This window comes from Streptantibioticus silvisoli (genome assembly GCF_027947535.2).
Classification (GTDB): domain Bacteria; phylum Actinomycetota; class Actinomycetes; order Streptomycetales; family Streptomycetaceae; genus Streptantibioticus_C; species Streptantibioticus_C silvisoli.
This window is the reverse complement of sequence record NZ_JAAGKO020000006.1, coordinates 209,529-234,220: the sequence shown is the minus strand read 5'-3', so window position 1 is coordinate 234,220 and position 24,692 is coordinate 209,529. Positions and strand designations below refer to the sequence as shown.

At 72.5% G+C, this 24,692-nt stretch carries 14 protein-coding genes; all 14 read left to right on the top strand.

What is annotated here, in order from left to right:
• The first annotated feature begins 2 nt into the window (after positions 1–2).
• The 14 genes from POF43_RS06935 (at position 3) to POF43_RS06870 (ending at position 24,603) form a co-directional block, all read left to right on the top strand.
• Positions 3–7,148, top strand: a complete 7,146-nt coding sequence (locus tag POF43_RS06935) for a non-ribosomal peptide synthetase (protein ID WP_271322703.1) — start codon at positions 3–5, stop codon at positions 7,146–7,148.
• Positions 7,145–11,179: a non-ribosomal peptide synthetase gene (locus POF43_RS06930; RefSeq protein ID WP_282704461.1), complete on the top strand. Its 4,035-nt coding sequence runs from the start codon at positions 7,145–7,147 to the stop codon at positions 11,177–11,179. The genes POF43_RS06935 and POF43_RS06930 overlap by 4 nt, the downstream gene beginning before the upstream one ends.
• Positions 11,176–12,408, top strand: a complete 1,233-nt coding sequence (locus POF43_RS06925) for a cytochrome P450 (protein WP_271325197.1) — start codon at positions 11,176–11,178, stop codon at positions 12,406–12,408. Before POF43_RS06930 ends, POF43_RS06925 begins: the two co-directional genes overlap by 4 nt.
• 131 nt (positions 12,409–12,539) lie before the next feature.
• Positions 12,540–12,905 (top strand): hypothetical protein, encoded by a 366-nt coding sequence (locus POF43_RS06920; protein ID WP_271325198.1) that lies wholly within the window; start codon positions 12,540–12,542, stop codon positions 12,903–12,905.
• Position 12,906: 1 nt separating this feature from the next.
• Positions 12,907–13,314 carry a hypothetical protein gene (locus tag POF43_RS06915; RefSeq protein ID WP_271317528.1) on the top strand — a complete coding sequence of 136 codons (408 nt, stop codon included), beginning with the start codon at positions 12,907–12,909 and terminating at the stop codon, positions 13,312–13,314.
• Entirely contained in the window at positions 13,314–13,715 is a 402-nt protein-coding gene (locus tag POF43_RS06910) for a hypothetical protein (RefSeq protein ID WP_271325199.1), read from the top strand. Before POF43_RS06915 ends, POF43_RS06910 begins: the two co-directional genes overlap by 1 nt.
• A gap of 144 nt (positions 13,716–13,859) precedes the next feature.
• The gene (locus tag POF43_RS06905; protein WP_282704465.1) at positions 13,860–14,960 is read left to right on the top strand and encodes a beta-ketoacyl synthase N-terminal-like domain-containing protein; all 1,101 of its coding nucleotides are present in this window, start codon (positions 13,860–13,862) and stop codon (positions 14,958–14,960) included.
• A gap of 100 nt (positions 14,961–15,060) precedes the next feature.
• On the top strand, positions 15,061–16,737 hold the full coding sequence (locus tag POF43_RS06900) for a phytoene desaturase family protein (RefSeq protein ID WP_271323459.1): 1,677 nt from the start codon (positions 15,061–15,063) through the stop codon (positions 16,735–16,737).
• Between the two features lie 72 nt (positions 16,738–16,809).
• Positions 16,810–17,781: an ATP-binding cassette domain-containing protein gene (locus POF43_RS06895; RefSeq protein WP_271323458.1), complete on the top strand. Its 972-nt coding sequence runs from the start codon at positions 16,810–16,812 to the stop codon at positions 17,779–17,781.
• A complete protein-coding gene (locus tag POF43_RS06890) occupies positions 17,778–18,566 on the top strand; it encodes an ABC transporter permease (protein ID WP_271314586.1) in 789 nt (262 codons plus the stop codon). The genes POF43_RS06895 and POF43_RS06890 overlap by 4 nt, the downstream gene beginning before the upstream one ends.
• A 315-nt stretch (positions 18,567–18,881) precedes the next feature.
• Positions 18,882–20,828 (top strand): ABC1 kinase family protein, encoded by a 1,947-nt coding sequence (locus POF43_RS06885; RefSeq protein WP_271323457.1) that lies wholly within the window; start codon positions 18,882–18,884, stop codon positions 20,826–20,828.
• A gap of 93 nt (positions 20,829–20,921) precedes the next feature.
• On the top strand, positions 20,922–21,128 hold the full coding sequence (locus tag POF43_RS06880; protein ID WP_271314588.1) for an MbtH family protein: 207 nt from the start codon (positions 20,922–20,924) through the stop codon (positions 21,126–21,128).
• Between the two features lie 1,844 nt (positions 21,129–22,972).
• Positions 22,973–23,665, top strand: coding sequence for a helix-turn-helix transcriptional regulator (locus tag POF43_RS06875; RefSeq protein WP_282704460.1), 693 nt, complete (start codon positions 22,973–22,975; stop codon positions 23,663–23,665).
• 44 nt (positions 23,666–23,709) lie between these two features.
• Positions 23,710–24,603: a helix-turn-helix domain-containing protein gene (locus tag POF43_RS06870; RefSeq protein ID WP_271314590.1), complete on the top strand. Its 894-nt coding sequence runs from the start codon at positions 23,710–23,712 to the stop codon at positions 24,601–24,603.
• Positions 24,604–24,692 lie beyond the last annotated feature (89 nt).

The following is a 24,692-nucleotide window of genomic DNA, read 5'->3' as shown; positions in this document are numbered from 1 at the left end:
CCGTGCAGAGAACCAAACGGTCCCGGGTGGCGCAGATCGAGGACATCCTGCCGCTGTCGCCCCTCCAGGAAGGGCTGTTGTTCCACGCGACGTTCGACGGCGCCGACGACGACCCCTACCTGGTGCAGACCGCGCACCGGCTCGACGGCCCGCTGGACGCGGCCGCACTGCGGGGCGCGGCCGAGGCCCTGGTGCAGCGGCACGCGGTGCTGCGCGCCGGGTTCCGCCAGTCCGAGGACCGGGCGCCGCTGCAGATCGTGCGGCGCCAGGTCCGGGTGCCCTGGACCGAGGTCGACCTGACCGGCACGCCCGAGGACGCGCGGGAGGAGGCGTTCGGGCGGTTCACCGACGAGGACCGGGCGCGCGGGTTCGACATGGCCCGACCGCCGCTGATCCGGTTCACGCTGGTCGCGATGGGGCCCAAGGACCACCGGCTGGTGGTGACCAACCACCACATCCTGCTGGACGGATGGTCGTTGCCGCTGGTCACCGGCGAGTTGTTCACGCTGTACGAACTGCTGGCGACCGGCGGCGACCCCGGCGGCCTGCCGGAGGTGACGCCGTACCGCGACTACCTGGCGTGGCTGGCCCGGCAGGACCGCCGGGCGGCCGGGGACGCCTGGCGGGCGGCGCTGGACGGGGTGACCGGGCCGACGCTGCTGGCCGCGGACGCCGTCGGCGGGGCGGCGGCCCCTGCGGTCGGCCACATGACGACGCTGCCGGAGGAGTTGACGGGCCGGCTGACCGCGCTGGCCCGCGGCCGGGGCTGGACGATGAACACCCTGGTGCAGGGTGCCTGGGGCCTGCTGCTGTCCGCGCTGACCGGGCGGGAGGACGTCGTGTTCGGCACGACGGTCTCCGGCCGGCCGCCGGAGCTGCCGGGTGTGGAGACCATGGTGGGGTTGTTCATCAACACCCTGCCGGTGCGGGTCGGGGTCGATCCGGCCGAGCCCCTGAGCGCCTACTTCACCCGGCTCCAGGACGAGCAGACCGCGCTGATGGACCACCAGTTCCTCGGTCTGACCGACATCCAGCGGCAGTCCGGCCTCGGCACGCTGTTCGACACCCTGGTGCTGTTCGAGAACTTCCCCGTCGAGGCGTCGGTCCTGGACGCCGCCGTGGCCGGGGTGCGGGTTTCGGGCGCCGGCGCCCGGGACGCCACGCACTACCCGCTGACGCTCGCCGCGACGTCCGCCGACACCCTGCTGATGCGGCTGTCGTACCGGCCCGACCTGTTCGACGCCGGCACGGTCGCCGGGCTCGCGGACCGGCTGGTGCGGATCTTCACGGCGGTCGCCGAGGATCCCGCCCGGCGGGTCGGCGCGGTGGACCTGCTGGACCCCGCCGAGCGTGACCGGGTGCTGGTGGAGTGGAACGACACCGCACGCGTGGTCGCACCGGCGACGCTGCCGCAGTTGTTCGAGGCGTGGGCAGCGCGGGCGCCGGAGCGCACCGCCGTGGTGTTCGAGGGCGAACGCCTGTCGTACGGCGAGCTCAACACGCGTGCGAACCGGCTGGCCCGGTTGCTGGGCGGGCGCGGTGCGGGCCCCGAGCGGTTCGTGGCCCTGGCGGTGCCGCGTTCGGCGGAACTGGTCGTCGCGCTGCTGGCGGTGCTGAAGTCGGGGGCGGCGTACATTCCGGTGGATCCGGACTACCCGGCCGAGCGGATCGAGTACATCCTCGAGCAGTCCCAACCGGCCCTGCTCCTCACCACCACGGCCGCCGCGACCGGTCTGCCGGCCGGGCAGACCGTGGAGACCCTGGTGCTGGACGCCCCGGACGCCCTCGCCGCGCAGGCCGCGTACCCCGGCGGCGACGTGACGGACACCGAACGCACCACGCCGCTGTCCACCGCACACCCCGCATACGTCATCTTCACCTCCGGTTCCACCGGCCGCCCCAAGGGCGTGGCCGTCCCCCACGAGGGCATCGTCAACCGGCTGGCGTGGATGCAGGCCGAGTACGGACTGACCGAGCACGACCGGGTGCTCCAGAAGACCCCCTCCGGCTTCGACGTGTCGGTGTGGGAGTTCTTCTGGACCCTCACCGAAGGCGCCACCCTCGTCGTCGCCCGCCCCGGCGGCCACCAGGACCCCGCCTACCTCGCCACCCTGATCCACGACGAACGGGTGACCACCGCCCACTTCGTCCCGTCGATGCTCCACGCCTTCCTCCAGGAACCGGCCGCCGCCCACTGCACCGGACTGCGCCGCGTCATCTCCAGCGGCGAAGCACTCCCCGGCGACCTGCGCACCCGATTCCTCACCCTCCTCGACGCCGAACTGCACAACCTTTACGGGCCCACCGAGGCATCCGTCGACGTCACGCATTGGCCCTGCTCGCCGGACGACCCGGCCGGCCCGGTGCCCATCGGCCGCCCGGTGTGGAACACCCGGACGTACGTCCTGGACGCCGCGCTGCGACCGGTCCCGCCCGGCACGAACGGCGAACTGCACCTCGCGGGCGTGCAGTTGGCCCGCGGCTACCTGCACCGGCCGGGGCTGACCGCCGAGCGGTTCGTCGCCGATCCCTACGGGCCGCCCGGGTCCCGGATGTACCGCACCGGCGACATCGCCCGCTGGACCGCCGACGGCACGCTGGAGTACGTCGGCCGCGCCGACGACCAGGTCAAGATCCGCGGCCTGCGCATCGAACTCGGCGAGATCGAGGCGGTGCTCGCGACGTGCGAGGACGTCGCCGCGGCCACGGTGATCGCCCGCGAGGACACCCCCGGCGACCAGCGCCTCGCCGCTTACGTCGTCCCCGCCGCCGGCGCCTGCCCGGACGGTACGGAACTGCGCCGGCACCTCGCGCGGTCGCTGCCCGACTACATGGTCCCCGCCGCCTTCGTCACGCTCGACGCCCTGCCGCTGACGGCGAACGGCAAGCTCGACCGGCGGGCGCTGCCGGTCCCGGAGTTCTCCGGCGGCTCCGGGGGCCGCGCGGCTGCGCGCACCCCGCACGAGGAGATCCTCTGCGCGCTGTTCGCCGACATCCTCGGCGTGGTCCGGGTGGGCGCGGGCGACAGCTTCTTCGAGCTGGGCGGCCACTCGCTGCTGGCCACCCGGCTGGTCTCCCGGGTGCGTTCCGCGCTGGGTGTGGAACTGTCCATCCGGGCGCTGTTCGAAAACCCGACGCCCGCCCGGCTCGCCGAGCGGCTGTCCGGCGCCGACCGCGCCGTCGAAGGCGTCCGGCCCGTGGCGCGGCCCGACGTCGTCCCGCTGTCGTACGCGCAGCGCCGGCTGTGGTTCATCAACCGGATGGACACGGCCGGTCCGGCGTACAACCTGCCGTTCGCGCTGCGCCTGTCGGGCGGCGTGGACGCGGTGGCGCTGGAGTCGGCGGTGCGGGACGTCGCCGAGCGGCACGAGAGCCTGCGGACGGTCTTCCCCGAGGTCGACGGGGTTCCGCGGCAGGCGGTGCGGGCGGCGTCCGGGGTCGTCATGGCCCGGACCGGCCTCACCGGGGCCGAACTGCCCGGCGCGCTGGCCGCGGAGGCCGGCCGCGGGTTCGACCTGAGCAGCGACCTGCCGGTCCGCGCCCATCTGTTCCTCCTTGCCGGTGAGCAGAGCGTGCTGCTGCTGACCCTGCACCACATCGCGGCCGACGGCTGGTCGCTGGCGCCGCTGGCCCGCGACCTGTCCACCGCGTACGCGGCCCGGACCGGCGGCGGGGTGCCGGACTGGTCCCCGCTGCCCGTCCAGTACGCCGACTACACCCTCTGGCAGCAGCGGACGCTGGGGGCGCAGGACGATCCCGACAGCGCGCTGTCCCGGCAACTGGCGTACTGGACCGACCAGTTGGCCGAGCTGCCCGAGGAGCTCGCCCTCCCCGCCGACCGCACCCGCCCCGCCCGGGCGTCCGGCCGCGGCGGCGCCGTCCGCTTCGGCATCGGCCCCGGGCTCCAGGCCGGCCTGACCGACCTGGCCCGCGGCAACGGCGCCACGTTGTTCATGGTGGTCCAGTCCGCCCTGGCGGCCCTGCTCACGCGTCTGGGTGCGGGAACGGACATTCCGCTGGGCACTCCGGTCGCGGGGCGCACCGACGAGGCGCTCGACGACCTCGTCGGGTTCTTCGTCAACACCCTCGTGCTGCGCACCGACACCTCCGGCGACCCCACGTTCCAGCAGCTCCTGCACCGCACGCGCGACACCGACCTGGCCGCGTACACGCACCAGGACGTGCCCTTCGAACGCCTCGTCGAGGTGCTCAACCCCGAGCGCTCCACCGCACGCCACCCGCTCTTCCAGGTCATGCTCGCCCTCCAGAACAACGCATCGGGAACGCTGGACCTGCCGGGTCTGACGGCCGCACCCGAGCCCGTGGAGACCGGCGGCGACGTCTACGACCTGTCCGTGGAACTGGTGGACGGCTACGACGAGTCGGGCGCGCCGACCGGGATCAGCGGTGCGCTGTCCTACAGCCGCGACCTGTTCGACGAGCAGACGGCGCGGACGCTGGCGGCCCGGCTGACCCGGGTCCTGGAGGCCGTCGTCGCCGACCCGGCCCGCCCGCTCAGCCGCCTCGACATCCTCGACGCGGACGAGCGCGACCGGATCGTGAACCGCTGGAACGGGGCCGCCCGCACCGTGCCCGTGGCCACGTTCCCCGCGCTCTTCGAGGCACAGGTCGCCCGCACCCCCGGCAACACCGCCCTGGTGTACGGGCGGACGTCGGTGTCCTACGCCGAACTCAACGGCCGTGCCAACCGGCTGGCCCGGTACCTCATCGCGCGCGGCGTCGGCCCCGAGCGGACGGTGGCGCTGGCGCTGCCCCGCTCGGTGGACCTGGTCACCGCGCTGCTGGCGGTGCTGAAGGCCGGCGCGGCGTTCCTGCCGGTCGCACCGGACCACCCGGCCGAGCGGATCGCGTTCGTGCTCCAGCAGGCCCGGCCCGCACTGCTGATCACCACGGCCGGGTTCCGGCCGGACCTGCCGGCCGGCGTGGAGCCCGAGCGCCTGGTCCTGGACGACGCCCGGTTCGCGGACCTGGCCGGGCACGACGTGACCGACGCCGAGCGCACCGCGCCGCTGGCCGTGGACCACCCGGCCTACGTCATTCACACCTCCGGCTCCACCGGTACGCCGAAGGGCGTCGTCGTCACCCACCGCGGTCTGGCGGGCTTCGTCGTGACGCACGTGGAGCGGATGGGCATCGACGAGGCCAGCCGCGTGATGCAGTGGGTCTCGGTGCACTTCGACCCGTCGGTGGGCGACGTCGCCATGACCCTGAGCGCGGGGGCGTGCCTGGTGCTGTCCGCCGGGCCCCGGCAGCTGGTCGGCGAGGAACTGGCCGCAGTGATCGCCGAGGCGGGTTGCACCCACCTCTCGCTGTCCACCACGGTCCTGGCCACACTGCCGGACCCCGACACCTCGGGGCTGCGGACCGTGGTGGTCGGCGGCGAGGCCCTGCCGGCCGACCTGGTGGCGCGCTGGGCGCCCGGCCGCCGGATGATCAACGCCTACGGGCCGACGGAGGCCACCGTGGCCGCGACGACCAGCGACCCGCTGGTGCCCGCGCCGACCGCCCCGCCGATCGGCCGCCCGGTGTGCAACACGCAGGTGTACGTGCTGGACGAGGCGCTGGGCCCGGTGCCGCCGCGCGTCCCCGGCGAGCTGTACATCGCCGGCGACGGCCTGGCACGCGGCTACCTGGACCGGCCGGGACCGACCGCGGAACGCTTCGTCGCCAACCCGTTCGGCCCCGCCGGGTCCCGCCTGTACCGCACCGGCGACCTGGTGGCCTGGCGGGCCGACGGCACGCTGGAATTCCTCACCCGCACCGACGACCAGGTCAAGATCCGCGGCTTCCGCGTCGAACCCGGCGAGATCGAGGCCGTGCTGGCCGCCCACCCCGCGGTCGGCCGGGTCGCCGTCGTCGCCCGCGACGACCCGCACGGCCACCGCCGGCTCGTGGCGTACGTGGTCGCGGCGGACGGGGCCGGCGAGGCGGCCGCCCCGGCGGCACTGCGCGGGTACGCGGCCGAGACGCTGCCGCGCCACATGGTGCCGGCCGCCGTCGTCCTGCTGGACGCGATGCCGCTGACGTCGAACGGCAAGCTGGACCGCAAGGCACTGCCGGAGCCGGACCTCACCGCCTCGCCGGTCCGCCGTGCGCCGCGCGACGGCCGCGAGGAGGTGCTGTGCGGGCTGTTCGCCGAGGTGCTGGGCCTGCCCGAGGTCGGCATCGACGACAACTTCTTCGACATCGGCGGGCATTCGCTGCTCGTGGTCGACCTGGCGGCCCGCGTCCGGGCGGCGACCGGCGCCGCGGTGACCATCCGCACCCTGTTCGACGCGCCGACGGTCGCCGGCCTCGCCGCGCGGCTGGAGCGCGGCGGCGACGACGGCGAGTCGCTCGACGTCCTGCTGCCCATCCGGTCGGCCGGTGAGCGGCCGCCGCTGTTCTGCGTCCACCCCGGCATGGGCATCGGCTGGCCCTTCTCCGGGCTGCTGCGGGCCGTCGAGGCGGACCGGCCGCTGTACGCCGTCCAGGCCCGCGGCCTGCTGGACACCGACGACCTGCCCGGCACCGCCGAGGAGCTGGTGGACGACTACGTGGACCGGATCAGGTCCGTGCAGCCGCAGGGCCCCTACCACCTGCTGGGCTGGTCGTTCGGCGGCGCCGTCGCCCAGGCGATGGCCGCCAGGCTCCAGGCCCAGGGCGACCGGGTCGCGCTGCTGTGCCTGCTCGACTCCTATCCGCTGGACGTCAACCCGGCCGCGGAGAAACCCGACTGGCAGCAGTTCCTGACCGAACTGCTGGAGACGGCCGGCGGCGTGCCCGCCGCACCGGACGGGCGGGCCGCACCGCCGCTCGACGCGGCCGACGTGACGGAGGCGCTGCGCGCCGCCCGGTCGCCGCTGGCGGCGCTGGACGCCGGGCAGCTGGAGAACGTCTACGCGGTCTACCGCAACCTGATCCGGATCAGCGAGGACTTCACCCCCGGCCGGTACGAGGGCGACCTGCTCCTCCTGCGCGCCGCGACCTCGCCCGTCGACATCGACCCGCTGTCGTGGCAGCGCTTCGTCGGCGGTCGGGTCGAGGTCCACGACATCGCCTGCCGGCACGGCGAGATGACGCAGCCGCACGCGGTGGACCTGATCGGGCCGGTACTGCGCACCAAGTTGAGGAGCGAGACCCGGTGATCCCGGAGACAACCGAGGAGACGACCATGTCCGACCCCGCGCCCGTCCCGGCCGCGGCGGAGGTCCGGCTGCCGCTGACCGCCGCGCAGGCCGGCATGTGGTACGCGCAGCGCATGTCGCCGGACAGCACCATCTACAACGGCGGCCAGTACCTGGAGATCCATGGGCCGGTCGACGAGGCGCTGTTCGAGGCCGCGCTGCGCCGGGTGGTCCGGGAGACCGACGCGCTGCGCACCCGGTTCGCCGAGGACGCCGACGGGCCGTGGCAGATCGTGGACGCCGATCCGCACTGGTCGCCGCGGCTGGTCGACCTCAGTGCCGAGGCCGACCCGCAGGCGGCCGCGGAGTCCTGGATGTGGCAGGACCTGGCCCGGCCGGTGGACCTCGGCGCGGGGCCGCTGTTCCTGTTCGCGCTGATCAGGGTCGCTGCCGAGCGGTACTTGTGGTACCTGCGGTGCCACCACATCGCGCTGGACGGCTTCAGCAGCGCGCTGGTCGGCCAGCGGGTGGCGGAGGTCTACTCGGCGCTGGCCGCCGGGACGCCCGTGCCGCCCGCCCCGTTCGGTCCGCTGGCCGCACTGGTGGCGGAGGACACCGGGTACCGGGCCTCCGAGCGCTTCACCGCCGACGGGGCGTACTGGCGCGAGCACCTGGCCGACCGCCCCGAGCCGGTGGGCCTGTCCGCCGGGCAGCCGTTCATGCCCCGGCGGCTCGTGCGCCGCAGCGCGCGACTGGAGCCGGAGACCGTCAAGGCCCTGCGCGCGGCGGCCGACGAGGCCGGCGTGGCGTGGCCGCCGGTCGTCACGGCCGTGTTCGCCGCCTACCTCCAGCGCCTCACCGGCGGCGCCGAGGCGATCGTGGGCCTGCCGGTCACCACCCGGATCGGCCGGATCGCGCGGTCGACGCCGGGGATGGTGTCGAACATGCTGCCGCTGCGGCTGTCCGTGCGGCCCGACATGAGCCTGCGCGACCTGCTGCTGCACGCCGCCGCCGCGATGCGCCGCACGATGCGCCACCAGCGCTACCGGTACGAGGACGTCCGGCGCGAGCTGGGGCTGCTGGGCGACGACCAGCGGCTGGTCGGCCCGCACGTCAACATCATGATGTTCGGTGACGCGCTGCGCTTCGCCGGGCACCGCAGCACCGCGCACACCCTCAACCTGGGCCCGGTCGACGACCTGAGCGTCGTCGTCCACGGCCAGAGCGACGACGGGAGCCTCGGCGTCGACTTCGAGGCCAACCCGGGCCTCTACACCGAGGACGAACTCGCCGCGCACCAGGAGCGGTTCCTCGGCTTCATGGACGCCCTGGTGCGCGGCGGCACCGACGGGCCGGTGGGCCGGGCCGAGCTGATGCTCCCGGTCGAGATCCGCCGTGCGCTCCTCGAGTGGAACGGCGAGGTCCCCGCCGCCGCGACCCGCACCGTGCCGGAGCTGTTCGAGGCGCAGGTGCGGCGTTCGCCGGACCGGACCGCGGCGGTCTTCGGCACCGACACCCTCTCGTACGGCGAACTCAACGCCCGGGCCAACCGGTTGGCCCACTGGCTGATCGAAAAGGGCGCGGGCCCCGAGCAGTACGTCGCCCTCGTCCTGCCCCGCTCCCTGGACCTGGTCGTCGCCGTCCTCGCGGTCCTGAAGTCCGGGGCCGCGTACGTCCCCGTCGACTCCGGCCACCCCGCCGACCGCATCGCCATGATCCTCCAGGACACCGCCCCCGTCCTCACCCTCGACCGGGCCGGCTGGCCCACCGACCTCGCCGGCCGCCCCGACACCGACCCCACCGACGCCGACCGCACCGCGCCCCTCACCCCGGCCGGCACCGCCTACGTCATCTTCACCTCCGGCTCCACCGGACGTCCCAAGGGCGTGCTGGTCCCGCACCGGAACGTCGCCCGCCTCTTCAGCACCACCGACCACTGGTTCCACTTCGGGCCCGATGACGTGTGGACGCTGTTCCACTCCTTCGCCTTCGACTTCTCGGTGTGGGAACTGTGGGGCGCGCTGCTGCACGGCGGGCGCCTGGTCGTCGTGCCGTTCGACACCAGCCGCTCCCCGGCGCAGTTGCTGGCCCTGCTGGTCCGCGAGAAGGTCACGGTGCTCAACCAGACCCCCTCCGCGTTCTACCAGCTCATCGAGGCCGACCACGAGCAGCCCGAGCTCGGCCGGCAACTGGCCCTGCGCCACGTCGTCTTCGGCGGCGAAGCACTCGACCTGCGACGACTCGACGCCTGGTACGCCCGCCACGACGACACCGGCCCGGTGCTGGTGAACATGTACGGCATCACCGAGACCACCGTGCACGTCAGCCACGCGCCCCTCAGCCGCGCCGTCACCCGTGACGCGGTCGCGAGCAGCATCGGGCGGACCATCCCCGACCTGCGCGGCTACGTCCTCGACAACGCCCTGCGCCTGGTCCCGCCCGGCAGCGCCGGTGAACTCTACGTCGCCGGCAACGGCCTGGCCCGCGGCTACCTCAACCGCCCCGGCCTGACGGCCCACCGCTTCACCGCCGACCCCTTCGGCGCCCCGGGCAGCCGCATGTACCGCACCGGCGACGTGGTCCGGTGGACCGCGGACGGCGCCCTCGAATTCATCGGGCGCGCGGACGACCAGGTCAAGATCCGCGGCTTCCGCATCGAACTCGGCGAGATCGAGAACACCCTGCTGACCCACGACGCCGTCGCCCAGGCCACCGTCGCCGCCCGCGAGGACACCCCGGGCGACCAGCGCCTCGTCGCCTACGTCGTGCCCGCGTCCGCCGCCGCCGCGCCGGACACCGCGGACCTGCGCGCCCACCTCGCCCGGTCGCTGCCGGACTACATGGTCCCCGCGGCCTTCGTCACCCTCGACCGGCTCCCGCTGACCGTCAACGGCAAGCTCGACACCAAGGCCCTCCCGGCCCCGCAGGCCCCCGCCACCCCGGCCGGCAGCCGCGCCCCCCGCACGCCCCAGGAGGAAATCCTGTGCAAGCTCTTCGCCGAAGTGCTGGGCGCCAAGCGGGTCTCCAGCGATGACAACTTCTTCGACCTGGGCGGGCACTCGCTGCTCGCGACCCGGCTGCTGACGCGCATCCGGGAGACGTTCGGCGTCGAGCTGAGCATCCGCAGCCTGTTCGGGGCGCCGACGCCGGCCGCGCTGGCCGGGCACCTGCTCGACGACACCGAGTGCGGCGGCGCGCTCGACGTGCTGCTGCCGCTCAAGCCGTTCGGTACACGGACACCGGTCTTCTGCGTGCACCCGGCCGGCGGGATGAGCTGGTGCTACTCGGGACTGATCCGGCACCTGGGCCAGGACTACCCGGTGTACGGACTCCAGGCGCGCGGCCTGGACAAGCAGGAGGAGATCCCGGAGACCATCGGGCAGATGGCCGCCGACTACGTGGAGCAGATCCGCGCGGTGCAGCCGTCCGGCCCGTACCGGCTGGTGGGCTACTCGGCGGGCGGGGTGATCGCCCACGCGATGGCCACCCGGCTCCAGGACTGCGGGGAGCGGGTCGACCTGCTCGGCATCCTGGACACCTATCCCGGCCAGCGGATGCCCCCGATGACCGAGCAGGACGTCCTGGCCGACCTGCTCAACTGGGTCGGCTACGACCGCCGTTACCTCGGCAAGGCGCCGCTGACGCACACGAAGGTCACCGAGATCCTCAAGAAGCTCGGCAGTGCCATGGCCATGCTGGAGGAACGGCACATCACGGCCATCAGCCGGATCTACGCCAACAACGCGGAGATGTTCAACACCTACGCCCCCGACCGTTTCGCGGGCGACATCCTGCTGGTGGTGGCCACCCTCGACAAGATCGACATCTCCCCGAAGCCGGACACCTGGCGCCCCTACGTCGGCGGCCGGATCGAGACGCGGGAGGTCGACCGCAAGCACACGGACCTGATGAAGCCGGGTCCGCTCGCCGAGATCGGCCGGATCCTGGCGGAGAAACTGCGGGAACTCGACGCGGACGCGGACGCGGCCCCGGACGCAGCCCCAGAAACAAAAGCAGCCCCAGAAGCAGCAGCAGAGAAGAGTGCCTCATGAACGGGAACGGGACAGTGGACGAGGGCCTCGCGCGGTGCCCGGTGGGGCACTCGGCCGCTGATCCGGCGGACTCCGAGCCCCAGGCGGAGTTCTTCGAGTGGCTGCGGCACATGCGGGACAACGAGCCGGTCAGCTTCGACCCGTCGAACGGCAGCTGGTCGGTGTTCGGGCGCGAGGAGATCGTGCACGTGCTGTCGAACCCGAACGTGTTCGTCAGCGACCTGTCCTCGATCACGCCGCCGCACCCGGACTACGACGTGTTCTTCAAGGGCAACATCGCGGCCATGGACGAGCCGCGGCACCGGCAGTTCCGCCAGCTGGTCAACAAGGTCTTCAGCGCCCGGTACATCGCGGGCATGGAGGAGCGGGTGACCCGGGTCGCCGCCGAACTGGTCGACGCCGTCGCCGGCCAGGAGCGGTTCGACTTCGCCGAGGCGATCGCCTTCCCGCTCCCGGCCACGGTGATCGCGGCCATCCTCGGCGCCGAGCAGTCGGACCTGAAGTTGTTCGCCCAGTGGGCCGAACTGCTGCACACCGGTGGCGCCAGCGTGGAGGGCCTGAACAACGCGGCGAAGAACATGCGTTCGATGAACACCTACATCTTCGGCCAGATCCGCAAGCGGCGGGCCGATCCGCAGGACGACGTCATCAGCCTGCTGATCGCCGCCGAGGTGGAGGGACGCCGGCTGGCCGACGACGAGATCGTGGGCTTCGTCGGCCTGATGCTGATCGCCGGCATCACCACCACGGCGGCGCTGATCGGCAACATCGTGCTGAGCTTCGACCGCCGCCCCGAGGAGTGGGCCCGGCTGCGGGCCGACCGCACGCTGGTGACGCAGGCCGTCGAGGAGATCATGCGGGTGCGCCCGTCGTTCAGCAGCTTCATCCGGATGACCGGCGAGGACACGGAGCTGGGCGGCCAGTTCATCCCGGCCGGGTCGTTCATGAAGGTCTGGATCTCGGCGGCCAACCGGGACGAGACGTACTTCCCCGACCCCGAGCACTTCGACATCGACCGCACGCCGAACCGGCACATCGGCTTCGGCCAGGGCATCCACTTCTGCATCGGCGCCCCGCTGGCGCGGCTGGAGGCGCGGATCGTGTTCGACCTGCTGCTCGACCGGTACGCCCGGCTGACGGTCGACCGCGACCGGCCGGTCACCTTCCTGGACACCAGCGACATGATCGGCGCCTCGAAGCTGCCGGTCGTCGCGGTACCCGCCCGCTGAGGGCTCACCCGGCCGGTTCTGGCAGGACCATGCAACGCCCCTGGGCCGCGCCGCCGGCCGCCGCGATGCTGACCCCTGGCGGCCGGGTCGTGCCGCACACCGACCGATGAGTGATGGAGGGCAGCGGGTCTGTGAACGAGGAAGCGGGACAGGGCGTCCGGCCACCCGGCGCAACTCCCCATCTGCTGATAGAGAGCCAGGGACCCGGGGCCGGGGGCGCCGACGCCGGATTCCTGCGCGACGCCCGCGACCTGGCCCGGCTCGGGCACCGGGTGCAGCTGCTGCTGATCCAGGAGGGCGTCGGCGCCGCGGTGGGCGCGGCACCGTGGAGTGCCCGGGAGGCCGCGGCGGCCGGGGCGGAGGTCCTGGTGGACGACTTCTCGCTCACCCAGCGCGGGCTGTGCGCCGCTCAACTGCTGCCGACGGCACGGATCGTGGACATGGCCGAGGTCTCCGCGCGTCTGCTGGAGCCGGACGTGAGGGTGGTGTGGCACTGACATGCCGACACGGGTTCCGCAGACCGACGTGCTGCTGACGGTGATGGGCGCGCCGCACGAGAGCGACCTGATCACCAGTGTGCTCCGGCTGTCCCAGGCGCTGCTGGAGAGCGGGGCGACCGTACAGGTCTGGGCGTGCGGGTACGCCACCATGCTCACGCAACAGGGCCTCGGCGACAGCAAGCCGCGCAACCTGGCGGCGTGGTCCACTGCGTACCCGTCGATGGCGGCGGTCGTGCAGGACATGCTGGCGGCCTTCCCCGGCCGGCTGCACTGGTTCGCCTGCCGGTTCTGCAGTGACGACCGCGGGGCCGTCGCGCACATCGAGCAGGTCCCGACCCGGGCGCCGGCGAAGTTCGCCGAACACGTGGCGGCGGCCGGCAAGACGCTCTACCTGGGGGTGATGTGATGACGGCGGCCGAGTCCACCCGCGCCCTGGCGATCGTCGAACGCGCCTACCGGGGCACCGTGGAGACGCAGTTCTCCGACGCGCTCTACTGCGCCTTCCTCTTCCACCGCCACCTCGGCGGTCTGGACGTGCTGCTGCGCGGCCCGGCCGTCGGGTACGCGGCCCGCGCCGCCCGAACGCCCCCGCTGCGACTGGGCGGGACGACCTTCAGCACCGGTACCGAGCCCGGGCAGGGCCTGAGCGTGCTGCTGGAGTCCGGGGTCGGGGTGTGGGCGGAGGAGCCGGACCTGCTGGCGTACGGGCTGGCCGGTGAGGACAGCCTGCTGCCCGGCGTGCGGAGCGTGCCGGGCGGATCGATGGCCGCCCGGTGGTCCGGCTACCGCGCGGTGTTCTTCCTGTGAGCCGCCGGACGTGAGCGTGGCGCCCCGGGCACCGGCCCGGGGCCACCGGGACCGCTCGGCGGGTCCCCGGATACGGCCCGGGCGGCGGGCGCCGATCGCGCCGGGCGTCTTCTACCGATGAGGAGTGGGTCTGCTGTGAGCGCGATGGGCATCGCGGTGCCCGATCAGGTGCGTGGTCCGGTCATCACCGGGTGGTCGGCGGTCTCGCCGTACGGGATCGGGCGGGACGCCTTCGTCCAAGGGGTGAGCAGCGGGCGCGCCACCGTCTCGGTACTGGACACCGACAAGTGGCCGGGCCCCGACGAACTCGCCTGCCTGGTACCGGACTTCGACGTCCGCGAGGTGCTGGGCAAGAAGGGGACCCGGTCGATGGACCGGGTCACCGGCCTGGCCGTCACGGCCGTACGCGAACTGCTGCGGGACGAGACGCGGCAGCGGGACCCGTTCGCCGACGAGGAGGTGGCGGCGCTGGTCCTGGGCACCACCACCGGCAGCGCCCAGTCCATGATGGACCTCACCCGCGACACCTGGATCAACGAGGCGCCGTTCCACGTCGACCCCGGGCGGTTCCCCAACACGGTGATGAACTGTGCGGCGGGGCAGTGTGCGATCTGGTACGGCCTCAAGGGCCCCAACACCACCGTGGCCGGCGGCCGCGCCTCCGGCCTGCTCGCCCTCAACTACGCCCGCCGCCTGCTCACCGCCGGACGCGCCCACACCATCCTGTGCGGCGCCGCCGAGGAATACTCCCCCGCCCGATCCTGGCTCGAACGACACACCCGACACCCCGACGAAAACGCCACCGTCCTGGGAGAAGGCTGCGCCGTCCTACGACTCCAACCCCCCGGCACCCACCCCCACCCACTCGCCGAACTCCTGTGCATCACCACCGCCATCACCCACCCCCACCACATCACCACCACCCTCGCCCACACCATCAAACGCGCCCTCCACCAAACACGCCTCAACCCCCACGACATCTGGGCCGTCTCCCCCTCCACACCACCAGGCACCACCGCCGACCACGAACGCAACGCCCTCGACCTCATCTTCACCGACCACACACCCCACCACATCCCCGCACCCGGCCCCATCGGCGACACCGCAGCCGCCACCGCCACCTTCCAGATCACCACCCTCCTCAGCCACCACCAACAACACCCCCAACCCCCCAACCGCATCGCCCTCATCACCGCCATCGACCGCGACGGCGTCCTCGCCACCGCCCTCCTACGCCTCCTGTGAACCGCGGTGGCAGGTTCCGGTCAGCCGCCGATGTGCCGGCCGGTCCTGCTGCCACGGTGTCACGGTGCCACCAGCCATGAGACAGGAACGGGAAGCCTCAATGTCGAACCGGGAAGAATGGGATGCCATCGTCGTCGGCTCCGGACTCGGCGGACTGGTCTGCGCGGCTTATCTGGCCGTCGGCGGCCACCGGGTCCTGGTCCTGGAGCAGCACGACGTCGCCGGCGGGAACAGCCACGTGTTCCGCCGCCGCCGCAAGTACGAATTCGACGTCGGGGTGCATTACCTCGGCGACTGCGGCCCTGACGGCATCCTGCCGGCGATCTTCGCGGGACTCGGCCTCGACAAGCGGGTGCAGTACCGGGAGATGGACCAGGGCGGTTTCGACCGGATCGTCGTCCCGGGCGTCACGATGGACATGCCGGCCGGCTGGCCCGCCTACCGGCAGCGGCTCAAGGAGGCGCTGCCGGCCGACGGGCCCGGCATCGACCTGTTCCTGGACGTCGTCTCCGGCCTCGGCGAGGAGATGCGCCAGGCACTGCTGTCGCCGCACGACCTGACCATCACCGAACTCGTCGCCCGCACCCCGGTCACCGTGCAGTGGGGACGCCGCACCCTGACCGAGCTGTTCGACCACTGCGGCCTGTCGGTCCCGGCCAGGACCGTGCTCGCGGCCCAGTCGCCCAACTACGGGATGGGCCCGGACCAGGCGAGCGTCGCCATGCACGCCACGGTCACCGACCACTACGTGCGCGGCGCCTACTACCCCGAGGGCGGCGGCCAGATGCTGGCGGCGGCCCTGGTGGAGACGCTCGAGGCGCACGGCGGTGAACTGCGCACCCGCTGCACGGTGGAGCGCATCCTGGTCGAGGACGGCAAGGCGACCGGCGTCGGTCTGCGGGACGGCAGTGCGTTCAAGGCCCCGCTGGTGGTCTCCAACGCGGACTACCGACGCACCGTGCTCGACCTGGTCGGCCCCGAACACTTCTCGCGCCGCCTGGTCGCCAAGACCGCCGACGCGACGATGGGGCTGCCGTTCGCCACGCTGTACGTCGCGCTGGACACCGAACTGCCGCCGCGCCCGAACGCCAACCTGTGGTGGTACCGGGGCGACGACATCAACGCCTACTACGACCGGCTGGCCGGCAGCGGCCTGGACCCGGTGGACTTCCTGTTCATGTCCTTCGCGTCCCTCAAGGACCCGGGGTCGCGCACCGTCTGCCCGCCCGGGCACAGCAACTTCCAGATCATGACGATGTGCCCGTCCGGCTACGACCACTGGGGCGTGGCCGAGGGGCCGGCGTCCGGCGGGCGCTACCGCCGCCGGACCACGTACAAGGAGCAGAAGGCCCGGCTGACCGAGGCGATGCTGAGCGCCGCCGAGGAGGCCATCGGGCCGTTCCGCGACCACATCGTGCACTTGGAGGCGGCCACACCGCTGACCCACGAGCGCTACACCCTCTCCACCGGCGGCACCCCGTTCGGACTGGCGAACTGGGGTGGCGCGGGCAACCGCCCGGACACCCGCACCGCCGTCCAGGGGCTGCACGTGGTCGGCGCCAACACCCGCTACGGCAGCGGCATCACCGGAGTCGCCCTGGGCGGCATCTCCTGCGCCGCACAGATCCTCGGCCGCCGGCTGATGCACGAGGTGCACAGCGGGACCGTGCTGGGCGACCCCGACCTGCTGCCCGAGCGGACCGAGGACTGGGATCCGCTCGCCGTCTCCCGCGGCACCCTGCGCCGCACGGCCCGCGGTCTGGCCCGGATCGGCTGACCCGGTGCCCTCCCCTACTCCCGCGAGGCCCGCGCCGCGCGGACACCCGACGACAACCATGAGGTGGGTCATATGAACGACGTTGCCATCGAGGCAGAGGGGCTGCGCAAGCGCTACGGCGACCATCAGGCGCTGGCCGGCATCGACCTGTCGGTGCCGGCCGGGACCGTGATGGGCGTGCTGGGCCCCAACGGCGCGGGCAAGACCACGGCGGTCCGGATCCTGGCCACCCTGCTGGCGGCGGACGAGGGCCGGGCCGTGGTCGCCGGGTACGACGTCGCGAAGGACCCGCAGAAGGTCCGCCGGCAGATCGGCCTGGCCGGGCAGTACGCCGCCGTGGACGAACTGCTCACCGGCCGGGAGAACCTGGTCCTGATCGGCAAACTGCACCGTCTCGGCCGCAAGGGTGCCAAGGCGCGGGCCGAGGAGCTGCTGGAGCGGTTCGAACTGGTCGAGGCCGCCGACCGCGGGGTCAAGACGTACTCGGGCGGCATGCGGCGGCGGCTGGACCTGGCGGCCTGCCTGCTCGCGGAGCCGTCGGTGCTGTTCCTGGACGAGCCGACCACCGGACTCGACCTGACCAGCCGGATGACGCTGTGGAAGACCGTCCGCGAGCAGGTCACCGGCGGCGTCACCGTACTGCTGACCACGCAGTACCTGGAGGAGGCCGACCACCTCGCCGACCGGATCGCCGTGATCGACAAGGGCACGGTGATCGCCGAGGGCACGCCCGACGACCTGAAGGACAAGGTCGGCGGCGAGCGCCTGGAGGTGACGGTGGCGGTCCGCAGCGAACTGGCCGAGGCCGCGCGGGTGCTGAGCAAGGTCGCGGTGGGGGAACCCGTCGTCGCCGAGGAGGACCGGCGGATCTCCGCGACGATCGACTCGGGCATCGACACGATCGCCGACGCGGCCGTCGCGTTGCGGGAGGCCGGCATCGGTGTGGCCGACTTCGCGATCCGCCGGCCCTCGCTGGACGACGTGTTCCTGAGCCTCACCGGCCACGCCGGCACGCCGACCGAGGAGAAGGAGTCCGAGGCATGAGCGGTCTCGCGTACGACACCATGGCGCTGACCGGGCGCCACATGCGGCACATCGCCCGCGTCCCGGAGAAGCTGATCGGCGTGACGGTCGGCCCCATCGTGCTGGTCCTGGTCTTCGGCTACCTCTTCGGCAGCGCCATGCAGGTGCCGGGGGTGAACTACCGCGAGTACATCATGGCCGGCATCTTCACCCAGGTGATGTTCTCGGCGGTCGGCACCAGCGCCGCCGGGGTCTCCGGCGACCTGCACAACGGACTGGTGGACCGGTTCCGCTCGCTGCCGATGTCGCGCTTCGCGGTGCTGCTGGGCCGGACGGTCTCCGATCTGCTGATGACCTCGCTGAGCTGCGTCGTGATGGCGGTGGTCGGCGCGCTGATCGGCTGGCGCGCGCACAACGGCGTCCTCCAGGCCGCCGCGGGCTTCGCGCTGCTGCTGCTGCTCGGCTTCACCATGTGCTGGCTGGGCGCGCTGCTCGGCCTGGTGATCCGCAGCACCGAGGCGGTGAACTCGGTCGCGATGCTGCTGATGATGCCGTTCATCTTCCTGTCCAACGCGTTCGTGCCGCTCAACGGGCTGCCGCGGTGGCTCCAGGTGATCGCCGAGTGGAACCCGATCAGCTCCGTCGTCGCCTCCTGCCGCCACCTGTGGGCCAACCAGGGCCTGGTCACCGACAACGCGTTCCCGACGCAGCACCCGGTGCTCGTGTCCTGCGTGACCCTCGGGGTGGCGCTCATCGTCCTGGTACCGCTCACCGCCCGGGCCTACCAGCGGGCCGCGGCGCGTTAGCCACCGGCCCGGAAGGACCGTCGGCCGGGTGGCCCCCGTCAGGGTCCACCCGGCCGTTCGCGTTCCGGCCGGGACGTGCTCCCTCCCGGCGGGAGCCGCGGACGGTGGGCGGTGCGCTCGAACGGCGCACCGCCGCTCCTTCCGGCCCCACGGCGGGCCGCGTCCAGCGGTGCGGCAGGTTCCTGCAACTGCCCGCGAGGCGTCCCGAGGGCCCGTCTAGCGTGCATCGGACCGACACGGCCGCGACCGGGGACGAAGCCTCCGCGCGGCAGCCGTGGCTCCGGACAACGAAGCGGAAACGCAGGTCTATCCAGGATGATGAAAGCCGCCGAGTTCATCAGCGCGTCCCTCGTGCTCATCGTGTTCGTCACGGCCTTCGCCGCCGGTGCGCGCAGACTGCTGGGCGTGCGCACCAGCGTGCTGCGCACCCTGCTCACCGGCCTGGTGGGCATCGCCGGGCTGGCCGTCTTCAGCTCGGTGATGCAGCGGCCCGAGCAGCGCGGTGTGCTGACCGGGGTGCAGGTGGGCAGCGCGCTGGTGGTGGCGATGGGCTTCCTCGCCGTCTCGGAGGTGGTGGTCCCCAGCGGCTCGTGCCGGCCCGCCGCCTGGCTGCGGAGCGTGCGCTCCCGGCTCGACCGCGGCCGCCGCTACTCCCACATCAGCTCCATCATCGTCCGGCACGGACTGCGCCCGTACCTGCGCGGCCGCGGGCCCGGCGGGCGCGGCAGGAGCGGCGACCAGCTGGCGTACCCGCTGCGGCTGGCGCTGGAGGAGGCCGGGACGACGTTCGTGAAGCTCGGCCAGATGCTCTCCACCCGTGACGACCTGCTGCCGCCGGCGTTCGTCACCGAGTTGAGCCGGCTCCAGTCCCAGGTGCCGCCCGCGCCGTGGACCGAGGTCGAGGCGGTGCTGCGCGAGGCGTACGGCCGGCCGGTCGCCGAGGTGTTCGCGCAGTTCGACCCGGAGCCGCTGGCCGCCGCCTCGGTGGCGCAGGTCCACCTGGCCCGGTTGCACTGCGGCGAGCCGGTGGTGGTCAAGGTCCAACGCCCCGGCATCAGGCCGGTGGTGGAACGGGACCTGGAGGTGATCTGCCGGCTCGCCCGGATGCTGGAGGAGCGGACCCGGTGGGCCGCCGCGCTCGGCGTGGTCGAGCTGGCCGAGGCCTTCGCCGCTTCGGTGCACGAGGAACTCGACTTCCGGACCGAGGCCAGGAACCTGGCCGTCATCACCAGGGCGTGGGCCCGCCGCCCCCAGGATCCGGTGGTCCGGCTGCCGTCCGCCTACGAGGAGTTGTCCGGGGAGCGGGTCCTGGTGCTGGAGCGCCTGCCGGGCCGGCCCATCGGCGCGGCCTACGCGTCCCTGGACGACCTGGGGCTCGACCGTGCGGACCTCGCCGGGAGCCTGCTGGCGAACATGCTCCAGCAGATCATGGTCGACGGCACCTTCCACGCCGATCCCCACCCCGGCAACATCCTGCTGCTCGACGACGGCGGCATCGGCCTGGTGGACTTCGGCTCGGTCGGCCGGGTGGACGCCCGCCTGCAGTCCGGACTGCGGAGGTTCATCTCGGCGGTGCACCGCGGGAACGCCGCCGCGCTGTGCGACGCACTGCTCGAGGTGGTCGACCGCCCCGACGACCTGGACGAACACGGCCTGGAACGCTCCCTGGGACGGTTCATGGCCGTGCACTTCGCACCGGGCAGCCTCCCCGACATCCAGGTGTTCACCGCGTTGTTCCGGCTGGTGGCGGCCCACGGGCTGAAGATCCCGCCGGAGGTGGCCACCGTCTTCCGGGCGCTGGCGACGCTGGAGGGCACCCTGGTGCGGATCCGTCCCGGGTTCAACCTGGTGGAGCAGGCGCAGGGCATGGTCAGGAAGCAGCTGGCCGGTGGCGGGCCGGAGGCGGTACGGCAGGCGGTCGGCGGCGAGCTGGCCGGGGCGCTGGCGGTGCTGCGGCGGCTGCCGCGCCGGCTGGACCGGGTGACCGGTGCGCTGGAGCACGGCCGGCTGACCGTGGGCGTGCGGATGTTCGCCGACCCGCAGGACCGGGCGTACCTGCGCACCCTCCTGTACGACGTCCTGCTGACGCTCCTGGGCGCGACCACCGGCGTGATGGGCACCGTGCTGCTGAACGTCCGGCGCGGGCCGATGGTGACGCCGTCGATCAGCCTCACCGAACTCCTCGGCTACCACCTGCTGCTGGTCTCCGCCGTCCTGGTCATGCGCGTGCTGTTCTCGGCCTCCCGGCCCCGCCGGCCGTGACAGCTACCTGCTGCCGGCCTTGAGGCGGACGGCTCCCGACGGCTTGTATGAGGGGAATCCAGCAGTCCGGGAACGATTCCGAGGGGAAAACCTGTGAGCAACCCATTCGAGGACGACAACGGTTCATTCCTCGTCCTGGTGAACGACGAGCTCCAGCACTCGCTGTGGCCGTCCTTCATCGAGGTGCCGGCCGGCTGGCGGGTGGCCTTCGGTGAGGCGCCCCGCCAGGCGTGCCTGGACCACATCACCGAGCACTGGACCGACATGCGCCCCAAGAGCCTCCAGGACGCGATGGGCTGACGCACCGGCGTTCGGCGCCCCGGGCCGGACGGCAGGACGGCGGTGCCGCCTCGAACGAGCGGGCGGGGGCGCCGCTCCGGCCGGACCGGCGCCCCGGCCCGCAGGCAGCACTGCTCCCACCCGGCGGGACCACTCCCACCCGGCGGGACCGGACCTGCCGTCGGAACGCCCGCCCCTGGTGCGGGCCACGGCGCCTCGCCGAGGCTGGAGAGCGCGCGGCCGTAGGTGACCCGTCCCTGATGCCGGCCGCGGCGCCGGTGCGCGGTGAGCCGCGGCCGGCCGGTCCGCGCCGGGAGCGTTCATCCCTGGTCCTCTTGCGCACGCGGTCCGTCGGCGCGACGTGATCGCACCTCGGCGCACGCCGCGATCTCCGCGTCGAGCCCGGCCCGGGCCGCCCTTCGAGCCGGCAAGGAAGCCGGTCACCCCGATACGTTCCCCGACACCTGCGGCGGTCGGAGCAGCCACGCCGGGAGTGCGGCCCCCTTTTGCTGCCGGCGAACCGGCCGGACGCCGCACTCGCCGTCGCCACGTCGTGCGCGAGGTCGCACGGACCATCGAACCCGCGGCAGGGCGTGCCGTCCGACGGTGATAACCTCCGGGGCGGATCGACCGGTTCTGCCTCCGGCCGGGCACCGCTGTTCAGCGGCGTGCCTTTCGGCATTCGCCGTCCGCATTTTCCCTTCTCGGTGCCGCTGCCGCCCTTCCCCGCGGGCGCGGGTTTTCCCGGCTCGCAGTTGCGGCGCCCCCGCCGCGCCCGAAACCGTTCCGCCTCGATGTGCCTATCCCCGTCGGGGCATTGGCGTGCGCGACCGGGGAACCGGAAGAGGGCGGTTCCCGTGTTCACGACGAGGTTCCCGTCTTCACGGCGATTCGCTCGTCGCGGAAGCCCGACGGTGTCCGTGCGGCATCGCCACGAGTACACCGTCGACCTTCCTTGCGGTTACCCCTGCGACTTAGGAATACCGTTAACAGAGTTTTGCCATCGGCTTGGGCAACGCGTGCGCACCGATTCCAACCCCAATCCACCGGGTTTCGAGCGGTGCATTCCAAGGCGGGTCGGGCAGCTGCTCGCCGGGCCTCACCGACGATGCCGGGCACCGGGACCGCCGGGCCGGCCGGCCGCCTTCTGCCGCGCCCGCCGCCCTCGCCGCACCGACCGGTCACCGATGCGCAGGTCCCAGGAAGCCGCCGGACTCGCTCGCCCCGGGTGAACAGCCCGTCCCGGTCCGTAACCGCGCGCGAAACCGACGATGTTCAGCGCCGCGCCCGCCGCCCCGCGTATGCCGCATACCTCGTTCATACCGCAGGTCGGCACGCCCGACAGCCATTCCGGCACTTCGAGGGCAAGATCGGCGACCATCTTGCCGGTTGCCCGAATCGTTTTTGCAATCCGTCCCCTGGTATACGGGCGCCCACCGCCCGGCAATGCCCGTAACAGGAAACTGCCAGACCCCCAATCCCGCGCCGCGACATAACGGCCAACTCGGGACAGGGGAGCCGAACCGCTACAAGTGCGGTGATAGACCGATTGCCGTTCGTTGATAATTCACCAACACCCTCACATTGACTCGATAGAGGTGGCATGGATAATGTCTGCGACGGGCATAGGATAGGTCGCCTTCACCCCCGAGCCTGAGAAGCCTCGGCTACCGGTGAGTATTCGATCGACCATGTCTCTGAGATCTCGGCGATTTTCTGTATCCCCGGGCTCGCTTGCATTCCCAACGGGTGGGGGAAAAGTGGCAACCAGCACGGCATTGCTTTCCAGGGCCAATCCGAACGAGGCAGCCCCGGACGGTTTCGAACGAAGGCTTCTGGAGGCGCGGTCACTTATAGATTCGACCGTGACCGCTTATCGCTCGCTGTCGGCGCAGCGCGGCCGCGACGATACGGGATCCGACCGCGAAAGCAGCGAGAGCCCCGTCCTGACCCTCGTCGGCGGCGCGCGGCAGCGGGTCAGTGCGACCCTCTCGGGCGACGCGGACCAGGCGACCGAGATCGCGACCGCACTCGTACGCCGCAGCAGGGCCGGGGGCCGTTCGGTCGCCGTCCGGCTGCTGTGCGCGCCGAGGGCGCTCGGCACGCCCCTGGTGCGGCACATCGTTCCCCGCGTGCCGAACTGCGAAGTCCGGGTCACCGACGTCAAGTTGGACGAGGCCCTGATGATGGACGGCAGGGCCGCGGTGGTCAGGGCGCCCCAGGAGGACGACGTGAACGGCCGGGTGATGGAGGACCCCGCAGCGGCCCGGACCCTTGAACTGCTGTTCGCCTGCGTCTGGCGCGGCGCGGTGCTCCTCGACGAGTACGAGCGGCTCGACGGCCGGCTGCACACCGACATGGGGCAGCGCATCCTGGAGCACCTGTACGCCGGGCGCACCGACGCCGTCGCCGCACAGGAGATGAACGTGTCACTGCGCACCTACCGCCGGCACGTCGCGGAGATCATGCGCGACCTCGGCGTCAACTCCCGTTTCCAGGCGGGGGTCCGGGCAGCCGAACTGCGTTTGCTTCCGGAATGCGGCCAACAGGTGCTCTGAGACCAGGTTGACCACAGTCCCGACCACGGCGCAGGGAGCAGGGCGTGAACGATTCGACGACTTCAAGACACACCGCGGGCCGCGACATCCACGATCCGTCCGCGCGGATCGACCGGCTCGACCAGGTGAGCGACGACTTCGAGAAGGACCTGCTGGAGGCCCGCTCGCTCATCGACCGGATGATGGCCAGGCACCGCGACCGGATAACGAGGGACGCCCTGGTCAGCGTGCTGGGGGCCGAGGACGGCGAGGTGGCGTCCTCGGCGAAGCAGATGATCAAGGAGGCGAAGGAGTCGGTCGACGTTCTGCTGTCGGGCGATCCGAACGTCGCCCGCGCGGTCAACTCCGCGGTGGGCGACCTGCTGGTCTCCGGATCGCAGCAGGTCACCGTTCGCATGTTATGCACCCGTGGCACGCTCGACCGGAAGCTGGCGGAACGCGCCTCCGGCACCGACGGGTCGTTGAAGTTGCGGATCTTCGCGATGGCCCCGCTCACCGCGGTGATCGTCGACCGCCGCGAGGCACTCGTCTGCGCGGAGTCCTCCGTCGGCGTCCGGGCCTCGATGATCCGGTCCCCCTCGGTGATCCAGGCCCTGGGCTCACTGGCCGACACCATCTGGAAGAGCTCCACGGTCACCGCGGACCGGATCTGCTTCGGCGACCGGGTCCGCTCCGACACCGTCCGGCAGGTCCTCAGCTGCCTGCGGCTGGGCCTGACCGACGAGGTCGCCGCTCGCGAGCTGGAGGTGTCGGTGCGCACCTACCGGCGGTACGTGGCCGAGATCATGACGCTGCTGGGTGCCGAGTCCCGCTTCCAGGCGGGGGCGCACGCATCGCAGCGGGGGCTGCTGGCACCGTTGGGCCCGGACAGCCGGGACCGTGCCGACACGCAGCCGGCGGGCCATCGCACCGATCAGCGGGCCGGTGCGATGTCCTGACAGTGACCGCGTGCTCCGCCGGCCGGGACTGCGGGCCGCCCGGAGGGCACGCCGTCGGCCCCGACCGCCGGGTCCGCCGGGTCCGGCCG